Origin of the sequence: Mycobacterium haemophilum DSM 44634 (assembly GCF_000340435.2) — a bacterium.
Taxonomy (GTDB): Bacteria; Actinomycetota; Actinomycetes; order Mycobacteriales; family Mycobacteriaceae; genus Mycobacterium; species Mycobacterium haemophilum.
Genome location: NZ_CP011883.2, coordinates 2,800,243 through 2,825,556 on the forward strand (window position 1 = coordinate 2,800,243; position 25,314 = coordinate 2,825,556).

Sequence of the window (25,314 nt, forward strand, 5' to 3'; positions counted from 1 at the left end):
TCAGCGCGTCAGCAGCCACGCCACTATCACCAGCACCACGAGGGTGACCAGCACCAACGTCACATGTGACCGAGGCATCCGGGTTACCCGCGGGCCGAGCCAGCGTGGCGGGCCCGACGCATCAACTGGATGCCCTTGCCGAGCGCGGCGTCCAGCGCTACCGCGGTGCCGTAGGCCAGTGCGAGGACAACCGGCATCACCAACACCGCCTGCAGCACGAAGGCGAGCCCTGACAGCCACAGCTCGATGCTGTCCCACCAATTCAGGAACCCGTTCACTGGGCTCACACTATTCGCCCTGACATCCGAAACCAATGTGTCAAGATCGGCGGATGTCTCCCACACAGAACAAAACGACGTGTCTCATTGCCGGCGGCGGACCGGCGGGCATGATGCTTGGCCTGCTCTTGGCCCGCGCCGGCGTCAAAGTCACGGTGATGGAAAAGCACGCCGACTTTCTGCGTGACTTCCGTGGGGACACCGTGCACGCGAGTACCTTGCGGCTGCTTGACGAACTCGGTTTGGGGACGCAGTTCGCCCGCATTCCGCAGCGCCGCATCGACACCATCCGGATGCAGCTGCAAGGCCAACCCGTCGATCTCGATCTGAGCCATCTTCCCGCCTCGCATCAGCACATCGCCCTAGTGCCACAGTGGGACTTCCTCGAGTTACTGGCCACCGCTGCCGAAGCGGAACCCAGCTTTCGGTTGATGCGCAGCACCGAGGTGACCGGAGTGGTTCGCGAGGGCAACCGCATCGTCGGCGTCACCTACCGTGACGCGGCTGGAACCAACCAGATGCGCGCCGAGCTGACGGTGGCCTGCGACGGCCGAACCTCGACCGTGCGCTCAGCGGTTGGCATGACACCGGATGGCTTCGGCGCGCCGATGGACATCTGGTGGTTCCGGTTGCCTCGCTACCCGAACGACCCGGGGGGACTTGCCGGCATGTTCAACGCCGGACATGGGACCATCATGATCGACCGCGGCGACTACTACCAGATCGCCTACATCATTCCGAAGGGAACCGACTCCGAGATGCGGTCGCAGGGCATCGAGGCGTTGCACCACGTGATACTGAGCATGGTGCCCTGGCTGGCTGACCGCGTCGACAGATTGAGTTCATTCGACGACGTAAAACTGCTTGACGTACAACTTAATCGGCTCCGGCGATGGTATTCCGACGGTGTGCTGTGCATCGGCGACGCGGCGCACGCGATGTCGCCGGTCGGCGGTGTGGGAATCAACCTGGCGGTAGCCGACGCCGTCGCCGCGGCACGGATGCTGGCAGATCCGCTGCGTGCCGGGCGGGTAACCACCGGGCAGCTGGCCCGGGTGCAGATGCGCCGCTGGATACCAACGGCGATTCTGCAGGCGGCGCAACGGATGATCCACACGAACGTGGTCGCGGTCGCGGTGGCCGGCGCCGATCGACAACCGCCGCGAGGCGTGCGGCTGGTAAGCGAGTCACCGACACTGCGGCGAATGGTCGGTTACCTGGTGGCGATAGGACCGCTCTCCGAGCACGCGCCGAAGTACGCCAGGCGCGCCGGGTAAACCCCGACACGGTCAGCCACCGCAAACAATGGACGCCGGGCAGGTCGACAGATGATGATGTCGGGATGGTCCTGCACGCCGAACCCGCCGACCAACCCGCCGAGGCCGACGACGAGGCCGCTGCGGCTCGAGCGTTTGCCGCAGCCGAAACCACCGCCGGTGACGCGACCATATCCGCGCCCGTCGATTTCAGCTTGCCGGCGCCATTTGCCTCCGGCGGCGCGCTGCGCAACCCGTTTCCGCCGATCGCCGACTACGCATTTCTGTCCGACTGGGAAACGACGTGCCTGATCTCGCCGGCCGGTTCGGTGGAGTGGTTATGTCTGCCCCGGCCTGATTCCCCGAGTGTGTTCGGCGCAATCCTGGACCGCAGCGCCGGACATTTCCGGTTGGGCCCCTACGGCGTCTCGGTGCCGTCGGCGCGCCGTTACTTGCCCGGCAGCCTGATCATGGAAACCACGTGGCAGACACACACCGGATGGCTGATCGTGCGAGACGCGCTGGTGATGGGGCCGTGGCACGACATCGAGCGCCGATCACGAACGCATCGCCGCACCCCGATGGACTGGGACGCCGAGCACATCCTGCTGCGCACGGTGCGCTGCGTGAGCGGCACCGTGGAGCTGATGATGAGCTGCGAGCCGGCGTTCGACTACCACCGCATCGGCGTCGCGTGGGAGTATTCGACCAATGCCTACGGCGAAGCCATCGCACGCGCCAGCAAACAACCAGACGCCCACCCGACGCTGCGACTCACCACCAATCTGCGGATCGGGTTGGAGGGCCGTGAGGCCCGGGCCCGCACCCGGATGAAAGAGGGCGACGACGTGTTCGTCGCGCTGAGCTGGACCAAACACCCGGCGCCGCAGACCTACGAAGAGGCCGCCGACAAGATGTGGCAGACCACCGAGTGCTGGCGGCAGTGGATTAATATCGGCAACTTCCCCGACCACCCGTGGCGGGCATACCTGCAACGCAGCGCGCTGACGCTCAAGGGGCTGACGTATTCCCCCACCGGCGCGCTGCTGGCGGCCAGCACCACATCGCTTCCGGAAACGCCGCGGGGTGAACGCAACTGGGACTACCGGTACGCCTGGGTGCGGGACTCGACGTTCGCGTTGTGGGGCCTGTACACCCTGGGGCTGGACCGCGAAGCCGACGACTTTTTCGCGTTCATCGCCGATGTGTCCGGCGCCAACAGCGACCAGCGTCATCCGCTGCAGGTGATGTACGGGGTGGGTGGTGAACGCAGCCTGGTTGAAGACGAGTTGCACCATCTGTCCGGCTACGACCACGCGCGGCCGGTGCGGATCGGTAACAGCGCCTACGACCAAGTCCAGCACGATATCTGGGGCTCGATTCTGGACTCGTTCTACCTGCACGCCAAGTCGCGCGAGCAAATCCCGGAGACGTTGTGGCCGGTATTGAAAAGACAGGTGGAGGAGGCGATCGCGCACTGGCGTGAGCCCGACCGCGGAATCTGGGAGGTCCGCGGGGAGCCGCAGCACTTCACGTCGTCGAAGGTGATGTGCTGGGTGGCGCTGGACCGCGGGTCCAAGCTGGCCGAACGGCAGGGGGAGAAGAGCTACGCCCAGCAGTGGCGGGCCATCGCTGAGGAGATCAAGGCCGACATTCTCGAGCATGGGGTGGACTCCCGCGGTGTGTTCACCCAGCGGTATGGCAGCGACGCGTTGGATGCTTCGCTGTTGCTGGTGGTGCTGACCCGATTCCTGCCGCCGGACGACCCGCGCGTGCGCAACACCGTGCTGGCTGTCGCCAACGAACTCACCGAAGAGGGTCTGGTGCTGCGATACCGGGTGTCCGAGACCGACGACGGGTTATCCGGCGAAGAAGGCACGTTCACCATCTGCTCGTTCTGGTTGGTGTCGGCACTGGTCGAGATCGGTGAGGTGGCCCGCGCCAAGCGGCTGTGCGAGCGGCTGTTGGCCTACGCGAGCCCGCTGCACCTCTACGCCGAGGAAATCGAGCCGCGCACCGGGCGGCACCTGGGCAACTTCCCGCAGGCGTTCACCCATCTGGCGTTGATCAACGCGGTGGTCCACGTGATCCGCGCCGAGGAGGAAGCTGACAGCTCGGGGATGTTCCTGCCCGCCAACGCGCCGGTGTAGGACACCGAGATGGCGACCAGGGTCGTGATACCGGCCTCGAGCACAGCCCTAATGGCAATCTCGCGTCGGCGCCTACCTCTTGCCCTTGTCCCCCGCGGCGTCGGTGGACAACGCGGCGACGAACGCTTCCTGCGGCACCTCGACCCGCCCGATGGTCTTCATCCGTTTCTTGCCTTCCTTCTGCTTTTCCAGAAGTTTGCGTTTGCGGGTGATGTCGCCGCCATAACACTTCGACAGCACGTCCTTACGGATCGCCCGAATGTTTTCGCGTGCAATGATTTTCGATCCGATAGCGGCCTGCACCGGCACCTCGAACTGCTGGCGCGGGATCAGTTCCTTGAGCTTGGTGGTCATCTTGTTGCCGTAGGCGAAGGCTGAATCCTTGTGCACGATCGCACTGAAGGCGTCGACGGCTTCGCCTTGCAGCAGGATGTCGACCTTGACCAGCTGCGCCTCCTGCTCACCGGCCTCCTCGTAGTCGAGGCTGGCGTAACCTCGAGTGCGTGACTTCAGCGAGTCGAAGAAGTCGAAGATGATTTCCCCGAGCGGCATGGTGTAGCGCAGCTCAACTCGCTCGGGCGACAGATAGTCCATGCCACCCAATTCGCCACGGCGCGACTGGCACAGCTCCATGATCGTTCCGATGAACTCGCTGGGCGCAATGATGGTGGTCTTCACCACCGGCTCGTACACCGTTCGGATTTTGCCCTCCGGCCAGTCCGACGGGTTGGTCACCTGCATTTCGGCGTCGTCCTCTTTTACGACGCGGTACACGACATTGGGCGAGGTGGAGATCAGATCCAGGTCGAACTCGCGCTCTAAGCGTTCCCGGGTGATTTCCATGTGCAGCAAGCCAAGGAAGCCGCACCGGTACCCGAAGCCCAACGCCACCGACGTTTCCGGCTCGTAGGTCAGCGCCGCGTCGTTGAGCTGCAACTTGTCTAGGGCGTCGCGCAGATTCGGGTAATCCGAACCGTCGACCGGATACAGCCCCGAATACACCATCGGTTTAGGTTCGCGGTAGCCCGTTAACGCTTCGGTGGCACCGTGGCGCGCGGTCGTCACGGTGTCGCCGACCTTGGACTGGCGGACGTCCTTGACCCCAGTAATTAGGTAGCCCACCTCCCCGACGCCCAGGCCCTCGCTGGCCTTCGGTTCGGGCGAGACGATGCCGACCTCGAGCAGTTCGTGCGTCGCGCCGGTGGACATCATCACGATGCGCTCACGCGGGCTGATCTTGCCGTCGACCACGCGGACGTAGGTCACCACGCCGCGGTAGATGTCGTAGACGGAGTCGAAGATCATCGCGCGGGTGGGCGCATCGGCGTCGCCTTGCGGAGGCGGCACCCGCCGGACCACCTCGTCAAGAAGTTCAGCGACCCCCTCGCCGGTTTTGCCGGACACCCGCAGCACATCGCCTGGCTCGCAACCAATGATGTGGGCGATCTCAGCGGCATAGCGGTCCGGATCGGCGGCCGGCAGGTCGATCTTGTTGAGCACCGGAATAATCGTCAGGTCACGATCCAGCGCGAGGTAGAGATTGGCCAGGGTCTGAGCTTCGATGCCCTGGGCGGCATCGACCAACAGCACCGCACCCTCACAGGCTTCCAACGCTCGCGATACCTCGTAGCTGAAGTCAACGTGGCCGGGGGTGTCGATCAGGTGTAGTACATAGTTCTCCGTCGCCCCGCCCGCTGTGACACTCCACGGCAGCCGGACGTTCTGCGCCTTAATCGTGATCCCACGCTCGCGTTCGATGTCCATCCGGTCCAGGTACTGGGCACGCATCGACCGCTCATCGACGACGCCGGTGAGCTGAAGCATCCGGTCCGCCAGCGTGGACTTGCCATGGTCGATGTGAGCGATGATGCAGAAGTTCCGAATCTGCGCCGGCGCGGTGAAGGTCTTGTCGGCGAAACTGCTGATGGGAATCTCCTGGGCTGCGGTTACGAGGGGATGCTTGAGTGTGCGTTGGGCGGCGGTTCGCCGGTGCGTCCAGCGTATCCATGCGGGGTGGCCGAGACACACTGGGAGGCAATCCCGCCGGGCCTTTCACGTCTATGCTGCGAGTATGGCGTCGGCCCGGAAGTCGCAGTGGAAGACATTGCAACGGCTCGCCGAGAAGATGGTATTAAACCGGGCTCCGAATCTGGCCCGTCACATGCAAAATTCGCAAGCCGTGCTGCGGGAACTCCAGCAAGCGGTGAAGGTCACCGTGAATGTGATAGCCGCGGCTGCGCCGACATCATCTGTCGCGATCACCGCGGGCCGGCCGGTGACAAGCGCTAGCTTCCCCACCGCGCAGCGAGCCCGCAAGCTGGTCTACTCCCCTGACCTCGACGGCCGGGCTGATCCCGGGGAGATCGTGTGGACCTGGGTGGTCTATGACGCCGATCCGACCCGCGGCCAAGACAGACCGGTCCTCGTCGTGGGCCGCGACCATAGCGTTCTACTGGGGCTGATGGTGTCCAGCCAAGAACGCCATGGCGCCGACCGAGACTGGGTGGGCATCGGCTCTGGCAGTTGGGATTACGAAGGCAGGGAGAGCTGGGTCCGGCTGGACCGGGTGCTCGACGTGCCGGAGGAAAGTATTCGCCGCGAGGGCGTGGTCCTGGACCGGGAGATCTTCGATGTCATAGCCGCCCGGCTGCGTGCCGACTATTCCTGGCGTTAACCCTGGGTGATGTAGGACTGCAGCTGCTGCTGCTCGGCCTCGAGTTCTTCCATTCGCGTCTTCACCACGTCACCGATGCTGACGATGCCGATCAGCTTTTTTCCGTCGAGCACTGGCACATGGCGGACCCGGTTGTTGGTCATCAGCACGCTGATGCTGTCGACCGTGTCGGATTTTCTGCAGCTGGCGACCACGGTGGTCATGATCTTGGAGATTGGGCGAGACAGCACGCTGGCGCCGTACGTGTGGAGCTGGCGTACGACGTCACGCTCCGACACGATGCCGACCACGCCTTCGGCGCCGACCACCACCATGGCGCCAATGTTCTGCTCGGCGAGTCCGGCGAGCAGTTCCCGGACGGTCGCATCGGGATTGATCGTCACCACCGCCGCACCCTTGTTCCGCAAGACGTCCGCGATCCGCATCGAGGCCTCCAGCCGAAGGTTGTGATCTGCTTCACACCAGGCTACGGCTAACTCCGTCAACGGGAAAGCAAACAGAAGAACACACCCACTAATACCGACCGAATGAGGGGCCGAATGAGGGATTGCGCTGCTGCGCGCTCGTCCGGCTTGCAAGGATGGGACCATGATCGAGATCACACTGCTCGGCACCGGAAGCCCCATTCCTGACCCCAACCGCGCCGGACCCTCGACGCTGGTGCGGGCTGGCGGACAGTTGTTCCTGGTGGATTGCGGGCGTGGCGTGTTGCAGCGCGCGGCGGCTGTCGGCGTGGGCGCTAGCGGGTTGTCGGCGCTGCTGCTCACTCATCTGCACAGCGACCACATCGGCGACCTGGGCGACCTGCTCATCACGCGTTGGGTCACCACCTTCACGCCCGATCCCCCACCGCTGCCGATCATCGGACCGCCGGGCACCGCCGAGACGGTGGCGGCGACGCTGACGGCGTTCAATCACGACATCAGCTACCGGATCGCCCACCACGCTGACCTGACTGCGCCGCCACCGGTCGAGGTGCACGAATACACCGAAGGCTTGGCGTGGGACCGCGACGGCGTGTCGATCCGGGTGGCCCCCACGGATCACCGGCCGGTGACGCCGACTATCGGATTCCGGATCGAATCCGGACCGACCTCAGTGGTGCTGGCCGGAGACACGGTTCCCTGCGCCAGCCTGGACGAGCTAGCCGCCGGGGCCGGCGCATTGGTGCACACCGTAATTCGCAAGGACATCGTCACGCATGTTCCGCAACAGCGGATCAAAGACATCTGCGACTACCACTCGTCGGTCGAGCAGGCGGCAGCAACCGCGGCGCGCGCGGGCGTAGGCATCCTGGTCATGACGCACTATGTGCCGGCTCTGGTGCCGGGGCAAGAGGAACAGTGGCGGGCGCTGGCCGCGTCCGAGTTCAGCGGGCACATCGAGCTTGGCGATGACCTACACCGAGTCGAGGTCGGCGCGCGGCCATAGCGCACCGGCCGCTACCAGCCAGACCAGCGCCGAGACGCGTGCGACCGGCAGTATCACACCCAGCGTCGGCCAGACCAACACCAGTATTGTTGCTGCGGCGAGCGCGGCGATCGCCAGGCCGGTCCACGCCAACGGCCTGGACAGGAGACCTCGTATCAGGCTGGGCGCCGCCATACTGGCGACCAGCAGACCCAACGCCACCAGGTGTCCTGGGCTGCCGACCAGAAATACCAGCAACGAGATCGCCCGAACCAGCGCGGTGTCCGCGCTGACCTCCGGTCGCGACAGCGGCCACGCCAACAATCCGGTCAGACCTAACGCGCCGGCCGCCAAAATACCGCCGGTCAGCGCGATCGCCGCGGCGGACGACGTCGCGCCCAGCTGACGCAACCGGGCACTGGCTATCGCCGCGTAGAGCGCCAGCGGCACCGAGGACGCAAACGTGCCAATGGCGATCACCTGCACCGCGATCGGTTCGGCGCGCACGTACATCGCAACGCTGGCTATCGGCCCGTAGGGCAACGGGATCACGCCACCCAGCGCGACCCCGACGGCAAGTCCACCGAACAGCAACCCCATGCAGGCCAGTCCCAGACCGGGCATCAACCGACCCCGCATCGCCGTGGTTGTGCCTGCACTGTTAGTTCTTTGCGCCGACGAATCGTTCATTCACCGAACGGTAGAACCCCGGACCGCTAGGCCAGCCGAGTGACCTCCACGACCACGTCGAGGTCGGTTGCCCCCAGCCCAGAGTAGATCCCCTTCAGCGGGGCCACGTCGGCGTAGTCGCGCCCGACACCCACACTGACGTATTGCTCAGTGATTTCAGCGCCATTGGTGGGATCGTAATTCCACCACCCGCCCGTCCAGGCCTGAATCCAGGCGTGACTGCGTCCGTCAACCGTCTTTCCGACGACCGCGTCGCGTTTGGGATGCAGATACCCTGACACATAACGCCCGGGAATTCCCATGCTGCGCAACACAATCAACGTCAGGTGCGCGAAGTCCTGGCAGACGCCCCTGCCATGGTACAGGGCATCCAACCCGGACGAATGCACACCGGTGGCGCCCGGAACGTAGTCCAGCTCACTGCGCGCCCACCGAGCTGCGGCGACGACGGCTTCGGCGGGTTCGTGATTCTTGGCGATCCGCTTACCCACGGCCGCTACCCGATTGTTTACCGGGGTGTATGCGGTGGGCCGCAGAACTTCGTCAAATCGGTCTATCACGGCCATCGACTGCAGGTCGGTCCAGGTGATCTGGCCCGCCGGTGGCTCAGGGCGTTCGGTCTCGACAACTGACGAGGACGTCACCGTCAGCTCGGTGTGCGGCGCGTGCAGGTCGAACGCCGTCACCGCGGTACCCCAATAGTCGATGTAGCGGTAGGACCGGGTGGCCGGAATGGTTTCGACACGGTTGAGGATGACGGTTTGCCGGGTGTTGGATCGCGGCGTCAGCCGGGCTTCGTTGAAGGAGGCGGTCGCCGGCGATTCGTAAGCGTATCCGGTGCTGTGCACCACCCGCATCCGCCACATCAGGCTTCTCCCTGCTTGCCGACCAATCGGCCCCGGTGGCCGGCATCGGACCACGCCACCCACGGCGCGACGTGAAAGTACTGCAACGCCAAAGCCTCTCCGACATCACGGCAAGTGGTCTGCAGGCTAGCCAAGCGGCTGTCCAGTGTCTCCAGCAGGACGCCGGGTTGCACGAATTCCAGTTCGCTGCGGGCCTGCCCGAGTAACCGCTGCGCTTCCGCGGTGGCCCCAACTCGGCTCTGTGGATTGTGCAACAGCTCGTCGAGGTTGTGTTCGGCCAGCTTCAGCGAATAGAACACCGAGCGGGGAAACAACCGGTCGAGCAGCATGAACTCGACCACCCGGGCGGCATCCAGCACACCGCGGTAGGTGCGCAGATAAGTGTCATGGGCGCCCGCTGAGCGCAACAGCGTCACCCACGCCGGCGACGACGCGCTGTCCCCCACCCTCGACAGCAGCAGCCGCACCGTCATATCGACTCGCTCGATCGCGCGACCCAGCAGCATGAAGCGGTATCCGTCGTCACGCGAGAGCGTCGAATCGGCCAGGCCAGCGAACATCGCCGCCCGACCTTCGATGAACGACAGAAATTCGTGTGGCCCAAGACGTTTGGCGGCGCGTTCGCGTTCAGCGAGGGCATGGTAGGTGGTGTTGAGACACTCCCAGGTCTCGCTGGATGTCACTTCCCGCGCCGATTTTGCGTTTTCCCGCGCCGCCGAGATCGCGTCGACGATCGAAGAGCCGCCTCGGGCATTGGTGCTGAACGCCACCAGGTCGGTCAGCGACCAGACGTCCAACTCGTGGTCGGGGGGCTCAATGCCCAGCACCCGCAGCAGCGTCCTCGAGGCGTGGTCGGGATCCACGCTGGAATCCTCCAGCAAGTGGTGCACCGCGACGTCGAGAATGCGCGCGGTGTCGTCGGCGCGTTCAACGTAACGACCGATCCAATAGAGCGCCTCGGCGTTGCGGGCCAGCATCAGGGCACCGTTATCTGCTGTTGCGGTTGCTGAGCTTGCTGCGGCTGTTGCTTTGGTCGCGGCGATTCGTCGGGCACTGGGTCGGGCAATCGATTCGGGGACGGCGGCAACGAACGCACGATTTCGGCGGCGCCCAACTCACGCGCGCCATCCGACGCACGCGGCGCCAGCACCCAGGTGTCCTTGGATCCACCGCCCTGACTGGAGTTGACCACCCGCGAACCTTCAACCAGCGCAACACGGGTAAGCCCACCCGGCAGCACCCATACGTCGTTGCCGTCGTTGACGGCGAACGGCCGCAGGTCGACATAGCGAGGCGCCAGCGTACTTTCGATCTGGGTCGGCACAGTCGAGAGTTCCATCACCGGTTGCGCGATCCAGCTTCGGGGATCGTCACGAATCTTTTTACTGGCCGCGGCGAGCTCTTTCTCGGAAGCATCGGGACCAAAAACGATTCCGTAACCGCCGGACCCCTCGACCGGCTTGAGAACTAATTCGTGGATCCGGTCGAGCACCTCTTCGCGTTCATCATCCAGCCAGCAGCGCAACGTATCGACGTTCGCCAGCAACGGCTTTTCTCGGAGGTAGTACTCGATCATGGTTGGCACGTAGGTGTATACGAGCTTGTCGTCGCCGACACCGTTGCCGATCGCACTCGAGATGACGACGTTGCCCGCGCGCGCCGCGTTAACCAACCCGGCCACCCCCAGGACCGAGTCGGCCCGGAACTGCAGCGGGTCCAGGAAGGCGTCATCGATACGCCGGTAGATGACATCGACCTGGCGCTCCCCCTCGGTGGTACGCATGTACACCTGGTTGTCGCGGCAGAACAGATCACGGCCTTCGACTAACTCGACACCCATCTGGCGGGCCAGCAGCGAGTGCTCGAAGTACGCCGAGTTGTGCACCCCCGGCGTCAACACCACCACCGTCGGGTCGGCCTCATTGGTGGCAGCGGAGTTACGCAGCGCCCTCAGCAGGCGCGAGGCGTAGTCGTCGACCGCTCGCACCCGATGGGTGGCGAAAAGATTCGGGAAGACCCGCGCCATGGTGCGCCGGTTCTCCATGACATACGACACCCCGGACGGGGAGCGAAGATTGTCCTCGAGCACCCGGAAGTTGCCGCGGTCATCACGGATCAGGTCGATGCCCGCGACGTGGATGCGCACGCCGTTGGGCGGGACAATGCCGACCGCCTGGCGATGAAAGTGCTCGCAAGAGGTAATCAAGCGGCGCGGGATGACGCCGTCACGCAGGATTTCCTGATCGCCATAGATGTCGTCGAGGTACATCTCAAGGGCCTTGACGCGCTGGATGATACCCCGTTCCAACCGGCTCCACTCGGAGGCCGAGATCACCCGCGGCACCAAGTCCAGCGGAAAAGGCCGCTCCTGACCCGACAGCGAAAACGTGATGCCCTGGTCGATGAATGCGCGAGCCAACGCTTCGGCGCGAGCCTTCAGCTCGGATACGTCCGACGGCGCCAGCTCGGCGTAGATGCCCTTGTACGGGCCACGAACATTGCCCTGACCATCGAACATCTCGTCGAAGGCCAGCGAATAGCTGTCCGAGGTGTTGTACCCACCAAAAATGCGCTCCGGCCGGGCAGCGGACCGGCGACGAGACCGCGACCGTGGTCCAGTCTCCTGGAGCTGGTTGGGAAGACTCACCTCAGACATGCTGCCTCAAATTCGCTGTGTCAGCAGCACGGGGTTGTGCTTTTGGGAGAAAGCGTAGCCGACTGATAACCTGGTCAGTCGCCGTCGGGTAGCAGGGCACCCGAGCCTAATCGACAAAGGAACTTAACGCGTGGCCAACATCAAGTCGCAGCAGAAGCGCAACCGCACCAACGAGCGCGCCAGATTGCGCAACAAGTCGGTGAAGTCTGCGCTTCGTACCGCTGTCCGCGCGTTCCGCGAGGCGGCCCACACCGGCGAGAAGGAGAAGGCCGCGGAGCTGCTGGTGTCGACCAGCCGCAAGCTGGACAAGGCTGCCAGCAAGGGTGTGATCCATAAAAACCAGGCGGCCAACAAGAAGTCGGCGCTGGCCCGGACCCTCAACAAGCTCGGCTGACCCGTCAGTTCCGGTCGGCCACCAGCTCAGCCACTTTCCTGACCGCGGATTCCAGAGCGTAGTCGGCGTCAGCGACGGCCCCTTTGACGTCGGCGTTGAGCGCAGCCACCAGTTTCATCGCGGTTGCCACCGTGTCACGCGACCAACGCCGAGCCTGCTTCTGGGCCTTCTGCACCCGCCACGGCGGCATCCCCAACTGCGACGCGAGGCGGTAGGGGTCGCCGGATAGCGGCCCGACCCGGCCGATAGTGTGCACTGCTTCGGCCAGCGCATCAGCCAGCACCACCAGTAGTTCGCCGCGCATCATCGCCCACCGCAGCGCCTCCGCTGCTCCGCCGACATCGCCGGCCACCGCCTTATCGGCGATGTCAAAGCCCTTCACTTCCGCCTTGCCGCTGTGATAGCGCCGCACCGCGTCGGCGTCCACGTCACCGGCGGTGTCGGCAACCAATTGCGAACAGGCCGAGGCGAGTTCGCGCACGTCGGAACCAACAGCGTCGAGCAGGGCGGTCACCGTCTCCTCGTCGACCTTGACCCGCAGTGAACGAAATTCTTTGCGGACGAAGTCAGTACGCTCGCTGACCTTGGTGATCCGCGCGCAGGGATGCACCGCAGCGCCCAGCGACTGCAGCTCGTTGGCGAGCGTTTTGGCTCGACCGCCGCCCGAATGCACCACCACCAGCACCGTGCCTTGCGGGATGTCAGCGGCAGCCGACAGGATCAACGCGGCCGCCTCCTTGCCCGCTTCGGCGGCGGCCTCCAGCACGACGATCCGCTCGTCGGCGAACAGTGACGGGCTCAGCAGCTCGGCGAGCTCATAGGTGCCGACGTCACCGGCCCGCATTCGGTTCACGGGGACGTCCTGGGTGCCTGCCCGCTGCCGCGCCGACCGCAACACCTCCCCCACGGCCCGCTCAACCAGCAGTTCCTCGTCTCCTAGGACCAGGTGCAGCGACGAAACCTTACTCACCCCATGATGGTGGCACGACGGGCCGACGAGCCCGCTGTGAGCCCGCCGACCAGGAGCCCTGACAACGACCAGGCAAGCACGCACACGACCGCGACCACCAGGACTGAACTCATCACCATCCGAGCCCACCGCCACCGCCACAGGACCACCACCAGCACGGTGGCACCGCCGACCACCAGCACGCCGGGCGCACCCGCCGGAACGGGCACGGTTGCCACGGGCACCCAGGCCGCCCAGTGGGCCACACTCAACACCCACCACAATTCGGGCCCGGTGAAACGGATCAACAGCTGCGCACCGGCCGGCCACAGGCCGCACACCACAGCCGCCGCGGTGCCCAGGACGGTAATCGGTGCTATCACGGCCGCCACCGCGAGATTGGCGGCAGCGGCGACCAGACTGAACCGGCCCGAGATACCAGCGACCAGTGGAGCGGTGACCACGTGCGCGGCCCACGCGACGGCCAGGGCGTCGGCCAGCGGCTGAGGGCACCCTCGCCCGACCATGCGCCGTGACCAGACTGGCGCAAGGACGACCAGTGCGGCCGTGGCCAGCACGGACAGCGCGAACCCCACGTCGACGGCCAGGTGAGGAGCAGCTGCCAGCAACACCAGCACGGCGGCAGACAGCGCGGGAATCGCTTGTCGCCGACGCGAAGACAGCATCCCGGACAACGCGATGGCGCCCATCACGGCCGCCCGCAGCACGCTGGCTGTGGGCTGTACGACGATCACGAAGGCCACCAGTGCCGCTGCCGCGAGCACTACGGCCACGCGCGGACCAATCAGCCGGGCCGAGAACAGCACCGCCGCGCACACGATCGTGACGTTCGCCCCCGATACCGCCGTCAGGTGCGTCATGCCGGCCGCGCGGAACTCGCGGCCGGTCTCGGTGGTGACCGCCGAGGTATCGCCGAGAACCAGCGCGGGCAACATCGCGGCCTGCCCGGCGGGCAACACCTCGCGAACAACGGCGGCGAACCGACTGCGCACGGCGTGAGCCACCCGCTGCACCGCACCGGCCCGGCCCCGGGTCGGCGGGCCCGTCGCGTTGAGGACCGCCACCGTCAGATCATGGCGGGCCGGGCGGGTGATACGCGCAGTGAACCGCACCGGCTGGCCCACCATCACTGTGTTGGTTTCGAGGCTGGTTTGCGAACCGAAGTCCGATGACTGCGCGAAAACCACTACCCGGCCCGACATCTCGTCGGCGCGCAGCCGCTGTAGGGTCGCACGAAACATCAGCCGGTGCTGACCCCCTGGGCCCACCGACACCGCGCTCTCGCTGGGGGTGACCGTCACTGGGGCCGCTGTTCCGAACGCTGCGGTAATCGGGTGCCGACTCACCGCGTCCGCACGCAACGCGATCGCGAGCCCGAACCCCGCACCGACCACACCGATCGCCACCAGGCCAGCGCCGATAACCCGTAGCCGCGCGGCTCGGTCTGGCCAACGTGCCGCACACCACAGCAGCGCACCCGAGGCGACGGTCAGCACAACACAGGCCGATGCCAACACTCGGCCGACCGGCCACAGCATCCCGGCGGCGGTCACTACCCAACTGGTGAGAGCCGCCGGAACCAAGCGCACATCGACCGGCGCCACCGCGGATTCCGCGGGGCCGAGGTGGCACACCGGCGTCAAACACGGACCAAGGCACGCAGCTTCTCCAGCCGCGCCGGACCGATGCCATCGACACCGGCGAGCTGGTCGACGCTGGTGAACTTGCCGTTGGCCTGCCGCCAGGCCACGATCGCCGCGGCGGTGACCGGTCCGACCCCGGGCAGAGTGTCTAACTGCTGCACGGTCGCGGTGTTGAGGTCAAGCACTTCACTCGCCTTCGACGTGACCGATCCCGATGGCGGCCCTGACGCCGGTGACCCAGATACCGACGCCGAGCCCGAGCTCACCGAGCTGCCGAGCACCCTCGGCTGCCCGGGGAGAGGGGCCAGCCCAACCACGATCTGTTCTCCGTCGCCCAGCGGACGGGCCATGTTTAATCCGATGGTGTCCGCACCGTCGACCGCACCGCCCGCGGCCTGCACCGCATCGGCGATCCGCGCGCCGGGCGCCAACGTGACCAGTCCGGGGGTGTGCACCAGACCGACCACGCTGACCACCACCGGCCGATCAGCACCGGCTGGCTGGCCGGCACCCGGACTTGTGGACGATCTTGGAGTTGCCGACACAGCCTTGTCTACCGGGGGGAGCTTCGCCGACATCACCGGTGCAGGCCGGTCCCGCACCAAGGTGAACACGGCGATCAGCACCGCGAGGGCGGCCACCACCGCCAATGCGATGGCGCCGGCACGTCCGGGATCGGCGCGGACTCTGGCCATCCAGCCCATGCCGCTGGGTGCGTCGGGAACCCAGCGGGGAAGCAAGGAGTTCGGGTCATCGTCAGCGTCCTGGGCCGCATCGGGGTCAGCGGGCGCGTCGGTATTCGGGGCAGCCGCCAACCGCCGATGCAGTCGCTGGGTAGGGAATTCTGTTTGCATGCGCCGACAGTAAGCGCGGTGACTGCCATCACGGTTACGACCAACGCTGCCACGGCGCCCGCCTGTGGATTGACCCGAGGCTGTGCACAAATCCAGTCCGGGATAGGTCAAGATGGAGTTCGGGACGAACGACTAATGCCGAACGCCCCGCTGTCTTCCATCGGGCACGTTTCAGGACACCGGAGGCTGCCATGAAACTGGCACTGACCACCGAGGAAGCCGCGTTGCGCGACCAGCTCCGCGCCTTCTACACCACGCAGATCCCCGACGAGATCCGCGAGCTGATGCGCAGCGGCTCCGCGCTGAGCCGCGACCAGATCGTCACCAGCCAGAAGATTCTCAACGATCACGGGCTCGCGGTGCCGAATTGGCCGGTCGAGTGGGGCGGCAAGAACTGGACACCGACCCAGCACCAGATCTGGTCCGACGAGATGCAATTGGCGTGTGTCCCGGAGCCACTGAACTTCAACACCAAGATGGTTGGCCCGGTGATCGCCGAATTCGGGTCCCAGGAACTCAAACAGCGCTTCCTGCCACCGACCGCCAGCATCGATATCTGGTGGTGTCAGGGGTTTTCGGAGCCTGAAGCCGGCTCCGACCTCGCCTCGCTGCGCACCACCGCGGTGCGCGACGGCGACAGCTACGTCGTCAATGGACAAAAGACGTGGACAACGCTGGGCCAGTATGCGGACTGGATCTTCTGCCTGGTGCGCACCGACCCGCACGCGCCCAAACGCCAGGCGGGCATCTCATTTCTGCTCATTGACATGGCCACACCAGGCATCACCGTGCGGCCAATCAAGACGATCGATGGCGGCCACGAAGTCAACGAGGTGTTTTTCTCCGACGTTCGAGTACCGGCGGATCAGCTTGTCGGACAAGAGAACCAAGGCTGGACGTACGCGAAATTCCTGCTCAGTAATGAGCGCACCGGCATCGCCGCGGTGGGCCGAACCAAGGTGCGCCTCGCCGAGGTGAAAAAGCATGCCAAACAGACCGGTTTGTTGAGAGATCCGCTGTTCGCGGCGCGACTCGCCGAGGCCGAAAACGAGGTGCTGGCTCTGGAACTCACCCAAGCGCGGGTGGTCTCAGACTCCGGGGATGGCAGGGCCGGTAAGCCCAACCCGGCGTCGTCGGTGCTCAAGTTGCGCGGCAGCCAATTACAGCAAGTGGCCACCGAGCTCCTGGTCGAGGTGGCCGGACTCGATGCGTTACCGATCGACGGCGGCCAAAATATCGCCTCCCCCGACTGGGCGCAGTCCAGCGCCCCGCGCTACCTCAACTACCGCAAGACATCGATCTACGGCGGCAGCAACGAAGTGCAACGTAACATCATCGCGTCCACCATTCTCGGACTGTAAGGCAGCCATGGACTTTCAGTTAAACGACGAGCAGCTTCTGCTCCGCGACACCACCCGCGACCTACTGTCGCGCAGCTATGACCCGGAGAGCCGCAACAAAGTCATCGATACCGATCTTGGCTGGAGCCGTGATGTCTGGAGTCAGCTCGCCGATGTCGGGATACTCGGCCTGGGTTTCGACCCGTGTGAGGCGGGCCAGATCGAGATCATGGTCGTGCTCACCGAAATCGGGCGGCGGTTGGCGCCCGAACCGGTGGTGCATGCCGCGCTGGCACCCGGAGCGCTGATCGCCGAACTTGGCAGCGACACACAGCGGCAGCTGCTAGACAAGGTCGCAGCGGGTCAGAAACTACTCGCGTTCGCTCACCTTGAAACCGGTCACCGTAGACCGACCGCTGCTGTCACCACTCATGCTGTGCAGCAAGGTGATTCGTGGACACTGAGCGGAACGAAGAACCCGGTCCTGGCCGGTGACTGCGCCGACACACTGGTGGTCAGCGCCGCGTTGCCAGACGGTGGCACCGGGTTGTTCCTCGTCAGCGGTAGTGCCGTAAATAGACATTCCTATCCGACGTTCGACGGTCAGCGCGGCGCCCAGATCCAACTCGACTCCACCCCCGCCGAGCCTCTCGGCGACACCGCTCAGGTGCAAGACTTCTCCCGCGCCATCCGCAACGCCATCATCCGTATCCAGTCAGCGCTATGCGCCGAAGCCATCGGCGCGATGGAGGAAACGCTTCGCCTGACCACCGATTACCTTAAGACCCGCAAGCAATTCGGCGTCACACTCAATAAGTTCCAGTCACTGACCCAGCGGGCCGCGGACATGTACATTTCGCTGGAATTGGCCCGCAGTATGAACCTCTACGCCGCGATGTCGATCGCCGACGGCACCCTCGACCCGGTGATCGCATCACGTGCGAAGCTGCAGATCGGCCGGTCGGGGCGTCATATCGCGCAGGAGGCGATTCAGTTGCATGGCGGCATCGGGATGACCGCGGAGTATCCGGTCGGCCATTACGCGGCCCGGCTCACCGCGATTGAGCACACCCTGGGTTCCTCGCAGGACCACCTCCATGTTCTGGTTGACCACATTGCGCAGTACGACTTGGCCAGGCTCTGAAGCGGTTTCGTTCGTAACGTCGTATTACCTATGTGGTGTAAGGACCGTTTTCACCAACTCAGCCTTCACCATCACAGCCATCACCCAGATACGACAAGACACCGCCGCGCGGGCCCATTACCCGGCATGCCGCGCCCGCTGGAACAACTCGCGATCCACCGCCAGGAGTGTGGTGTCACCCACAGCGCGTACGGTTGCCGGTTGCGGGACATCGCGCAGGATCGCCTGCTCACCGAAGCCCTCGCCAGGGCGAAGCTTGCGCACGCGGGTCTCGTCCTCGAGCACTTCGACGGCGCCGTCAATGACGACGTAGTAGGTGTCCCCATAGTCGCCTTCGCGGGTGACGAGCGCGCCATCCGGCGCGGCCAGCACCCGCGCGGCGTCGGCGAGCTTGCGCACTGCGCCGGCATCGATCGCGGCCAACGGCGGCTGCGGCGCCAGCAGCTCGACAACCGATCGCCCGCCCAGAGCGACGTCGCGGTCCAACTCCACAAGTCGCTCCTCCACCGGCGGGGTGGCCAGCCGAGCACTGGCCAGCTCGTCCAGGCGCGACACTGCCCCAGTGGCGGTCCAGATCGCGCTGAGAAACTCGGCGCGATCCACGGCGACCAGGTCAAGGTCCTCGCGCGCTGTCACGGTGGCCGAGCGCGGCATGTCGCGCAGCAAAGCGATCTCGCCGAACGAGCCACCGTGACCCAGCGTGGCCAAGCGACGGCCATCGACGGTGACGTCGGCCACGCCCGCGGCGATCATGTAGAACCGATCGCCTGGGTCTCCCTGGCGGATGAGGTCGGAGCCCGCGGGAACCGTGAATCGCGTCGCGGCCCGGGCGAGCTGTTCGAGTGCCAGTGCAGGCAGCGGGGCCAGCATCGGGCTGTCCCGGATCACGGCTAGCTTTGCGGCGTCTTCGGCGCTCAGTGCGTCGGCGCGGTGCAATTTCGACCAGGCCAGTATCGTCATGAGCCCCACCGCGGCGCCCACGATGGCCAGCGCGGCGGGCACCCCGACCGACTCGATGAGCGCCGGTGTGATCAGGGCGCCCAGGGCGATTCCGACCAAGTACAGGCTTTGCAGGCTGGCCGCGGCGGGGACCATCGCCTCGGCGGCGACGCAACGCTGCACCAGCGTCGGCGCGATGGCGTACGCCACAGCACCCGCTGCACCCACACCGGCAGCTAACGCCAGGCCGACGGCGGGCACGACAACCTCCCCGATCGCCGTCAGCGTGACCGCCAAGCCCAACATCGCCCCGGCGAGCACTCGGGCCAGCCGGCGCCGCCCGACGATAGACAGCATCGCGAGCGCGCCGACCAGGCCACCGGCACCGAACAGTGTCATGACTATCGTGACGCCGCCCGGCCCGAGCCTCAACCCATGGGCGACCGACGCGCTCGCGACGTACCAGGCACCAAGCACTGCCATGTTGACGACTAACAGGGTGGCGGCCGCGGTCGCCGGGGGGCTTGCGAGGATCGCGCGGAACCCGGCGCCGACCGCGTTCAGGTGGGCTCGCGCCGATCCGCCACGAGTCCGCGAACCGCTGGCCTGTGGCTCAGCCTCGGGTCCGTCATGAGCGGGCGGGATCACAATCAGCAGCGCCGCGCCCGCCCCCACGGCGCAGGCGGCCGCCGGCAGGGCAAAAGCCCAGCCGATGCCCACCAGCCTTAGCGCCAGGCCCGCCAGCGCCGGCCCAACCAGGGCGCCGGCACTGACCAAGGAGCTGGTCGCGGCGTTGGCCGCCGCCGCCTCAGCCGCGGTGTCGGCCAGCCGCACGACGAGCGCGCCGTGCAGCGGCCGTACCGCGGCCGAGACAAGCGAGTCGATCGCCACGAACGTCAGCACGACGCCGACCGGCGGTCCGCTCAGCACCGCGATCAGGGTTGCCACGATCACCGCAACACGTGCACCAATCCCGATCGCCAGGTGTAGCTGGGGCCGTGGCCTGGTGGCCAGTGACGCCGCCACCGGCCCAAGCAGCCCGCCCGGCAACACGGTCAGCAGGGTCACCGCACCGACAACGCGGGCGCCGCCCGCCGAATAGGTAAACGCGACGGCGAGGACGAAATACGCGTAGAGCCCGATGTAGAAGGCGGTCCACGCCGCCATGAGCCAGCGCAGCTGAGGGTTGCGCGTTAGCCCGCGACTCGCACCGAGGCCCACGCACCTCACCATATGCCGACGGTCCACGCCGAGCCTGATAAATCGGGACGGTCGTAGCAACGTCGGTCAATCCCCCACAAAAGCCGAGGCCGAGTACTACGCTCAACGGCACTCCGGCAACCACACCGACAAGGGATCGCGATGGTGCGTTTTCTCACGCGGATGTGGATACCGCTGGTTATCGCGGCGGTGGTGGTGGTCGGCGGTTTTGTCGCCTATCGGTTGCATGGACTCTTTGCGTCGCACGCTGTTTCGGGGAGCGGTCAGGTCGAAGCGATCGTGCCCATCAATGTCAAGCGGGTGACATATGAGATTTTCGGCCCTGCGGGCACCGTAGGACACATCAGCTACCTTGACCAGGACGCCCAGCCGCAGGGGGCGGATTTCACCGCCCTGCCCTGGTCGCACACGGTGACTACGACCCTGCCGGGAGTCTTCGCCGCCGTGGTGGCCCAGGGCTACAGCGACACGATCGGGTGCCGCATCGTGGTTGATGGCCAGGTTAGAGACGAACAGTTCAGCAGCAGCTTTAACGCCCAGACATTCTGCTTGGATAAGGCTGCATGAGCGGCGGTCACGCCGAGGGGTCGTTGCTAGCGCGGACGATCCGGCGGATGGCGGTGCCGATCATTGTCGGCTGGCTGGTGCTCACCGTCGTCGTGCTGGTCGCCGCACCGAAGCTACAAGCGGTCGAGCGTGAAAACACGGTGGCGTTGTTGCCCAAGGATGCCCCGTCGTTGATCGGGATGAAGCGCATGGGCAAGCTTTTTCAGGAGTTCGATTCCGACAGCGTCGCGATGGTGGTCTTGGTGGGGGAAAGGCCACTGGGAGATGATGCGCGCCGCTACTACGACGACCTGGTGCGCCAACTCGAACATGACACCAAACATGTCCAGCACGTCCAGAACTACTGGGGCGATCTGATCACGGCGGCGGGTAACCAGAGCGCTGACAGCAAGGCCGCCTACGTGCAGGTGAACCTCGCCGGCAACCAGGGTGAGACGCTGTCGGACGAATCGGTCCACGCAGTCGAGGACATCGTGGCGCATTCGCACCCGCCGGCGCAGCTAAAAGCCTACGTGACCGGGCAGGCGCCGCTGACCACCGACACCACGGAGGCCGGCGACAAGAGCCTGGGGCAGCGTGTCACGATAACGCTTATCGTCGCCACGATCATGTTGCTGATCTTCTATCGCTCTATTACCACCATGTTGCTTGTCCTCAGCGTGGTCTTCGTCGAATTAGGCATCGCGCGAGGGACTGTCGCGATTATTGGCAGCTTTCATTTAATGGGGTTTACGACTTTCGCTGTCAGCCTGCTCATGTCGCTGGTGATAGCTGCCGGAACGGATTACGCGATATTCTTTATCGGCCGATATCATGAGGCGCGCCAAGCCGGCGACGATCGCGAGGCGGCGTTTTACGCCACATATCGCGGGGTTGCTCACGTTGTTTTGGGCTCCGGCCTCACCGTCGCCGGAGCTATGCTGTGCTTGCTATTGACGCGGTTGCCGTATTTACACACCCTGGCGATTCCCTGCGCGGTGGGGCTGCTCGTTGTGATCGCGGCGTCACTCACCTTGGTTCCAGCCATCCTCGTCGTGGGCGGCCGCTTTGGCCTGCTCGACCCTAAACGAAAGACCAACATCCGCAGGTGGCGACGAATTGGAACGGCGGTCGTGCGGTGGCCCGCGCCAATCCTTGCCGGCGCCCTCGTTGTCTCCGTCATCGGGGGGCTCGCTCTGCCCGGGTACCGGACCAGCTATGACAACCGTGCCTATGTTCCTGCCAAGATGGTATCCAATGTCGGAGATGCCGCGGCCGAACAACATTTCACTTACGCGAGACTGAATCCCGATCTGTTGCTGGTCGAAGCCGACCATGATCTTCGGAATCCGACGGACATGCTCGACTTGGATAGGATCGCGAAAAACATATTCCGCGTACCTGGCATCGCCCGGGTGCAGAGCATAACCAGGCCGTTGGGATATAACATCGAACACGGTACGATCCCGTTTCAGATCGGCCTGCAACCCGTTCCCATCAGGGATAATCTGCAGTATCTGCGGGATCGCCTAGCCGATATTCTTAAGTTGAGCCGCGACGACCTTGGCACGATGATCGCGACTCTGGAGCGTCAATATCGCTTGACGCTCGAGCTGGACGACGCGTATCACCATCTGGCCGGCACTTCGCACGATCTGTCGGCGATCACTAATGAGCTACGAGACTCGCTGGCTGATTTCGACGACTTCTGGAGGCCGATTCGCAGCTACTTCTATTGGGAAAAGCACTGCTTCGACGTCCCACTTTGTTGGTCGTTTCGATCGCTTTTTGATTCGCTGGACAACGTCGACAAGCTCAGCGAAAACCTTCAAACGATGGTAAACGAACTAGACCACGTCGACACGCTGATGCCCCAAATTCTCGCGCAGATACCGCCAATGATCACCGTCGCAAAATCGATGCAGGCCACGTTCCTGGCCCTCTACAGCAGTTTTTCGGGTCTGCTAACCCAAATGGACCGCATGACCGATACGGCGACCCTGATGGGTAAATACTTTGACAACGCTAAAATCGACGACTTCTTCTACGTCCCCCCTGAGGTGTTCAACAGCCCAGACTTCAATCGAGGGCTCAAACTGCTGGTCTCCCCTGATGGCAAGGCTGCCCGAATTATCATCACCCACGATGGGGATCCCGCCAGCCCCGAGGGCATTTCACACGTCGACGCGGAACTCAAGGCCGCGTACGAAGCCGTGAAGGGCACCCCGTTGGCAAACGCCAAGTTTTATTTAGGCGGCACCGCGGCGGCCTTCAAAGACATACAGGAAGCCACCAAATACGACGTGATGGTCGAAGCGATGGCCGCGCTGATCCTGATCTTCATCGTCATGCTGGTGATCACACGCGCACTGATTGCCGCGCTGGTGATCGTCGGGACGGTGGTGCTGTCGCTGGCCACGGGATTTGGGCTTTCCGTGCTGGTCTGGCAGCACCTTGTCGGCTTGGATTTGAACTGGATCGTGCTGCCGTTCTCGGTCACTATCCTGCTGGCGGTGGGATCCGACTACAACCTGTTACTGGTCTCCCGGTTCAAGGAGGAAACCGGCGCCGGCCTGAAGACAGGCATCATCCGGTCCATGGGCGGCACCGGCGGAGTCGTGACAGCCGCGGGCCTGGTATTCGCCTTCACGATGGGCTCGTTGATCGTCAATCAACTGCGCACGCTTGGGCAAGGCGGCTCAACCATCTGCCTAGGCTTGCTGGTCGATACCTTGATCGTGCGCTCGCTGATGACGCCGTCGATTGCCGCACTGCTCGGGCGTTGGTTCTGGTGGCCACTGAAGGTGCGCTCGCGACTCGCCAACCATTGGGCCCCAGCCAACGGCGTCCTGGTGACGCGCACACCACCACGTTAACGCCGTCCCTCGGCGGAATGCCCATGTTCCCAGAGGGTTACCGCACCTCGTCGCCCCTCCGCTGCCGCTTCCGTCTGCCGCCGAACGATCCGTGTTCAGCCGCGCTTAGAACTCGAAACCGGCCTCGGCGGTGACATCGCTGGCGAATGCGGCGTCAAGTCGACGCAGCAGACGAAAGTCTTTGACGCGCAACCGATTCGCCGCGGCAAACATCGACGCACGGTGCGCACCAAGGTACAAGCTGCCCAGTACGTCGAGACCCATCTCGACCTCAGCCGGCGCATCGGTCGGTGTGCAACTCGCACGGCCGTTACGGATCTGCAGCGCGAACCGGCCGCGTTCGGAAACGTCGAGCACCGTGGCGAGCTCCCCGAGTTCGGCAGAATAACTGCGTGCCTCGAGTGCGGCCGGTATGTCGATGATGCGCAACCAGAGGCCGTCCTGGCGGCCGGTAGTGCGAGCCAGCCGGGTATCGGTGAGCAGGTACGGCAACGGGTCATCGCCATGGGTAATAATACTGACCCGATCCATCGAATCGAGCCCAAGTAGCGCTCGCCACAACGCGACATGCGCATCGGTGGTGACGGCCCTGAGCTCGCAGACCCGTGCCAACCTTAGATCCGCGTCGTCCACCCGATACAGCGCGTAACCATCGGGATGCAGGAGCGCAAACAATTCGCGGGCCTCGCGACGCGACGTCCCGTTGTCGTCCAGCAACTGATCCCAGAGCAGCTGCGGACGTGCCAATCCGCCCGGCACCTGCTGACGCCAGCGCTCGTAGATCGCCGCCAACTGGTCACCTTGCTCGGCGGGCTTGATCAACCGGACGGCACCGGGATCGGGTGCGTCGGCATGGAACCGGGCGAAGCGACGATCAATGGTCAGCTCGTGCACGATGGTGGCGGGTCCGTAGCCAAACCTGCCGTAAATGCCGCCCTCGCTGGCATACAACGCCGCGATCGGGTAACCGGAATCGGCCATCCGCCGGTGCAATTCAGCGCACATCGCCCGCAACGTCCCGCGCCGGCGGTGTGTCGGCGCAACCGCGACAAAGCTCAGGCCAGCCGCCGGAAGCACCGCCCCACCCGGCACTGTCAACCGCAGGTCGAGATACAGCGCCATCCCGACGACGTCATGGCCATCGCAGGCGACCACCGCGCCATCGTCGGGTATCAGGGTGCGCAAGGCGTTCGTCGAATCAGCACCGATGAACTCGGTGAAACTGGCGGCAGCCAAGCGATACATTGCCGGCCAGTCGTCGTCGCTCGGACTACGGACAGCCAGGGAGGTAGGTAAGGCACTCGGCACGGTCTTCGGCACAGTCGCAGTCACGAAATCCAACTGTGGCATACCCGGCACCCGAACGCACCCGAATATTTTGCTAGCGGCCAACGCGAATGCGGCAAT

The 25,314-nt window shown here is 64.8% G+C and carries 21 protein-coding genes; 9 read left to right on the forward strand and 12 right to left on the reverse strand.

Annotated features, from left to right (window positions below; all coding sequences use genetic code 11):
• Nucleotides 1–83: 83 nt before the first annotated feature.
• Nucleotides 84–287 (reverse strand): hypothetical protein, encoded by a 204-nt coding sequence (locus B586_RS13170; RefSeq protein WP_156406776.1) that lies wholly within the window; start codon nucleotides 285–287, stop codon nucleotides 84–86.
• A 44-nt stretch (nucleotides 288–331) separates the two neighbouring features.
• Here B586_RS13170 and B586_RS13175 point away from each other — a divergent pair, with 44 nt between their 5' ends.
• Nucleotides 332–1,555 carry an FAD-dependent oxidoreductase gene (locus B586_RS13175; RefSeq protein ID WP_054879705.1) on the forward strand — a complete coding sequence of 408 codons (1,224 nt, stop codon included), beginning with the start codon at nucleotides 332–334 and terminating at the stop codon, nucleotides 1,553–1,555.
• Between the two features lie 65 nt (nucleotides 1,556–1,620).
• Nucleotides 1,621–3,684 (forward strand): glycoside hydrolase family 15 protein, encoded by a 2,064-nt coding sequence (locus B586_RS13180; protein ID WP_047315066.1) that lies wholly within the window; start codon nucleotides 1,621–1,623, stop codon nucleotides 3,682–3,684.
• Between the two features lie 72 nt (nucleotides 3,685–3,756).
• Here B586_RS13180 and lepA read toward each other — a convergent pair whose 3' ends face one another.
• Nucleotides 3,757–5,616: a translation elongation factor 4 gene (gene lepA, locus B586_RS13185; protein ID WP_168162593.1), complete on the reverse strand. Its 1,860-nt coding sequence runs from the start codon at nucleotides 5,614–5,616 to the stop codon at nucleotides 3,757–3,759.
• Nucleotides 5,617–5,755: 139 nt separating this feature from the next.
• On the opposite strand from lepA, the gene B586_RS13190 reads away from it, so the two are divergent.
• The gene (locus B586_RS13190; protein WP_047315065.1) at nucleotides 5,756–6,358 is read left to right on the forward strand and encodes a type II toxin-antitoxin system PemK/MazF family toxin; all 603 of its coding nucleotides are present in this window, start codon (nucleotides 5,756–5,758) and stop codon (nucleotides 6,356–6,358) included.
• Here the strand turns inward: B586_RS13190 and B586_RS13195 are convergent.
• On the reverse strand, nucleotides 6,355–6,783 hold the full coding sequence (locus B586_RS13195; protein ID WP_047315064.1) for a CBS domain-containing protein: 429 nt from the start codon (nucleotides 6,781–6,783) through the stop codon (nucleotides 6,355–6,357). The two genes, B586_RS13190 and B586_RS13195, sit on opposite strands and share 4 nt — an antisense overlap.
• A gap of 163 nt (nucleotides 6,784–6,946) precedes the next feature.
• Between B586_RS13195 and B586_RS13200 the strand changes: the two genes are divergently transcribed.
• Nucleotides 6,947–7,789, forward strand: a complete 843-nt coding sequence (locus B586_RS13200) for a ribonuclease Z (protein ID WP_054879704.1) — start codon at nucleotides 6,947–6,949, stop codon at nucleotides 7,787–7,789.
• Here B586_RS13200 and B586_RS13205 read toward each other — a convergent pair.
• The 4 genes from B586_RS13205 to B586_RS13220 form a co-directional block, all read right to left on the reverse strand.
• Complete coding sequence (locus tag B586_RS13205; protein WP_236971286.1) at nucleotides 7,757–8,407, reverse strand: hypothetical protein; 651 nt, start codon at nucleotides 8,405–8,407, stop codon at nucleotides 7,757–7,759. The two genes, B586_RS13200 and B586_RS13205, sit on opposite strands and share 33 nt — an antisense overlap.
• A gap of 77 nt (nucleotides 8,408–8,484) precedes the next feature.
• On the reverse strand, nucleotides 8,485–9,324 hold the full coding sequence (locus B586_RS13210) for a transglutaminase family protein (RefSeq protein ID WP_047315062.1): 840 nt from the start codon (nucleotides 9,322–9,324) through the stop codon (nucleotides 8,485–8,487).
• Entirely contained in the window at nucleotides 9,324–10,301 is a 978-nt protein-coding gene (locus tag B586_RS13215) for an alpha-E domain-containing protein (protein WP_047315061.1), read from the reverse strand. The genes B586_RS13210 and B586_RS13215 overlap by 1 nt, the downstream gene beginning before the upstream one ends.
• Complete coding sequence (locus tag B586_RS13220) at nucleotides 10,301–11,980, reverse strand: circularly permuted type 2 ATP-grasp protein (protein ID WP_047315060.1); 1,680 nt, start codon at nucleotides 11,978–11,980, stop codon at nucleotides 10,301–10,303. Before B586_RS13220 ends, B586_RS13215 begins: the two co-directional genes overlap by 1 nt.
• A gap of 130 nt (nucleotides 11,981–12,110) precedes the next feature.
• Between B586_RS13220 and rpsT the strand changes: the two genes are divergently transcribed.
• Complete coding sequence (gene rpsT, locus B586_RS13225) at nucleotides 12,111–12,374, forward strand: 30S ribosomal protein S20 (RefSeq protein ID WP_047315059.1); 264 nt, start codon at nucleotides 12,111–12,113, stop codon at nucleotides 12,372–12,374.
• Between the two features lie 4 nt (nucleotides 12,375–12,378).
• Here the strand turns inward: rpsT and holA are convergent, their stop codons facing one another.
• The 3 genes from holA to B586_RS13240 form a co-directional block, all read right to left on the reverse strand.
• The gene (gene holA / locus B586_RS13230; protein ID WP_082607746.1) at nucleotides 12,379–13,326 is read right to left on the reverse strand and encodes a DNA polymerase III subunit delta; all 948 of its coding nucleotides are present in this window, start codon (nucleotides 13,324–13,326) and stop codon (nucleotides 12,379–12,381) included.
• A gap of 14 nt (nucleotides 13,327–13,340) precedes the next feature.
• Entirely contained in the window at nucleotides 13,341–14,882 is a 1,542-nt protein-coding gene (locus B586_RS13235; protein ID WP_082129455.1) for a ComEC/Rec2 family competence protein, read from the reverse strand.
• 101 nt (nucleotides 14,883–14,983) lie between these two features.
• A complete protein-coding gene (locus B586_RS13240) occupies nucleotides 14,984–15,841 on the reverse strand; it encodes a ComEA family DNA-binding protein (RefSeq protein ID WP_047315057.1) in 858 nt (285 codons plus the stop codon).
• Nucleotides 15,842–16,032: 191 nt separating this feature from the next.
• Here B586_RS13240 and B586_RS13245 point away from each other — a divergent pair, with 191 nt between their 5' ends.
• Together B586_RS13245 and B586_RS13250 are read left to right on the forward strand one after the other, a co-directional pair.
• The gene (locus B586_RS13245; protein WP_054879702.1) at nucleotides 16,033–17,202 is read left to right on the forward strand and encodes an acyl-CoA dehydrogenase family protein; all 1,170 of its coding nucleotides are present in this window, start codon (nucleotides 16,033–16,035) and stop codon (nucleotides 17,200–17,202) included.
• A 7-nt stretch (nucleotides 17,203–17,209) separates the two neighbouring features.
• Nucleotides 17,210–18,325: an acyl-CoA dehydrogenase family protein gene (locus B586_RS13250; protein ID WP_047315055.1), complete on the forward strand. Its 1,116-nt coding sequence runs from the start codon at nucleotides 17,210–17,212 to the stop codon at nucleotides 18,323–18,325.
• A gap of 117 nt (nucleotides 18,326–18,442) precedes the next feature.
• On the opposite strand, the gene B586_RS13255 is transcribed toward B586_RS13250, so the two are convergent.
• Nucleotides 18,443–20,485, reverse strand: coding sequence for a cyclic nucleotide-binding domain-containing protein (locus B586_RS13255; RefSeq protein WP_047315054.1), 2,043 nt, complete (start codon nucleotides 20,483–20,485; stop codon nucleotides 18,443–18,445).
• Nucleotides 20,486–20,626: 141 nt separating this feature from the next.
• Between B586_RS13255 and B586_RS13260 the strand changes: the two genes are divergently transcribed.
• A complete protein-coding gene (locus tag B586_RS13260) occupies nucleotides 20,627–21,052 on the forward strand; it encodes an MmpS family transport accessory protein (RefSeq protein WP_047315053.1) in 426 nt (141 codons plus the stop codon).
• A gap of 47 nt (nucleotides 21,053–21,099) precedes the next feature.
• Nucleotides 21,100–23,907 (forward strand): MMPL/RND family transporter, encoded by a 2,808-nt coding sequence (locus B586_RS13265; protein ID WP_236971288.1) that lies wholly within the window; start codon nucleotides 21,100–21,102, stop codon nucleotides 23,905–23,907.
• A 105-nt stretch (nucleotides 23,908–24,012) separates the two neighbouring features.
• On the opposite strand, the gene B586_RS13270 is transcribed toward B586_RS13265, so the two are convergent.
• Nucleotides 24,013–25,215, reverse strand: coding sequence for a GNAT family N-acetyltransferase (locus B586_RS13270; RefSeq protein ID WP_054880915.1), 1,203 nt, complete (start codon nucleotides 25,213–25,215; stop codon nucleotides 24,013–24,015).
• Nucleotides 25,216–25,314 lie beyond the last annotated feature (99 nt).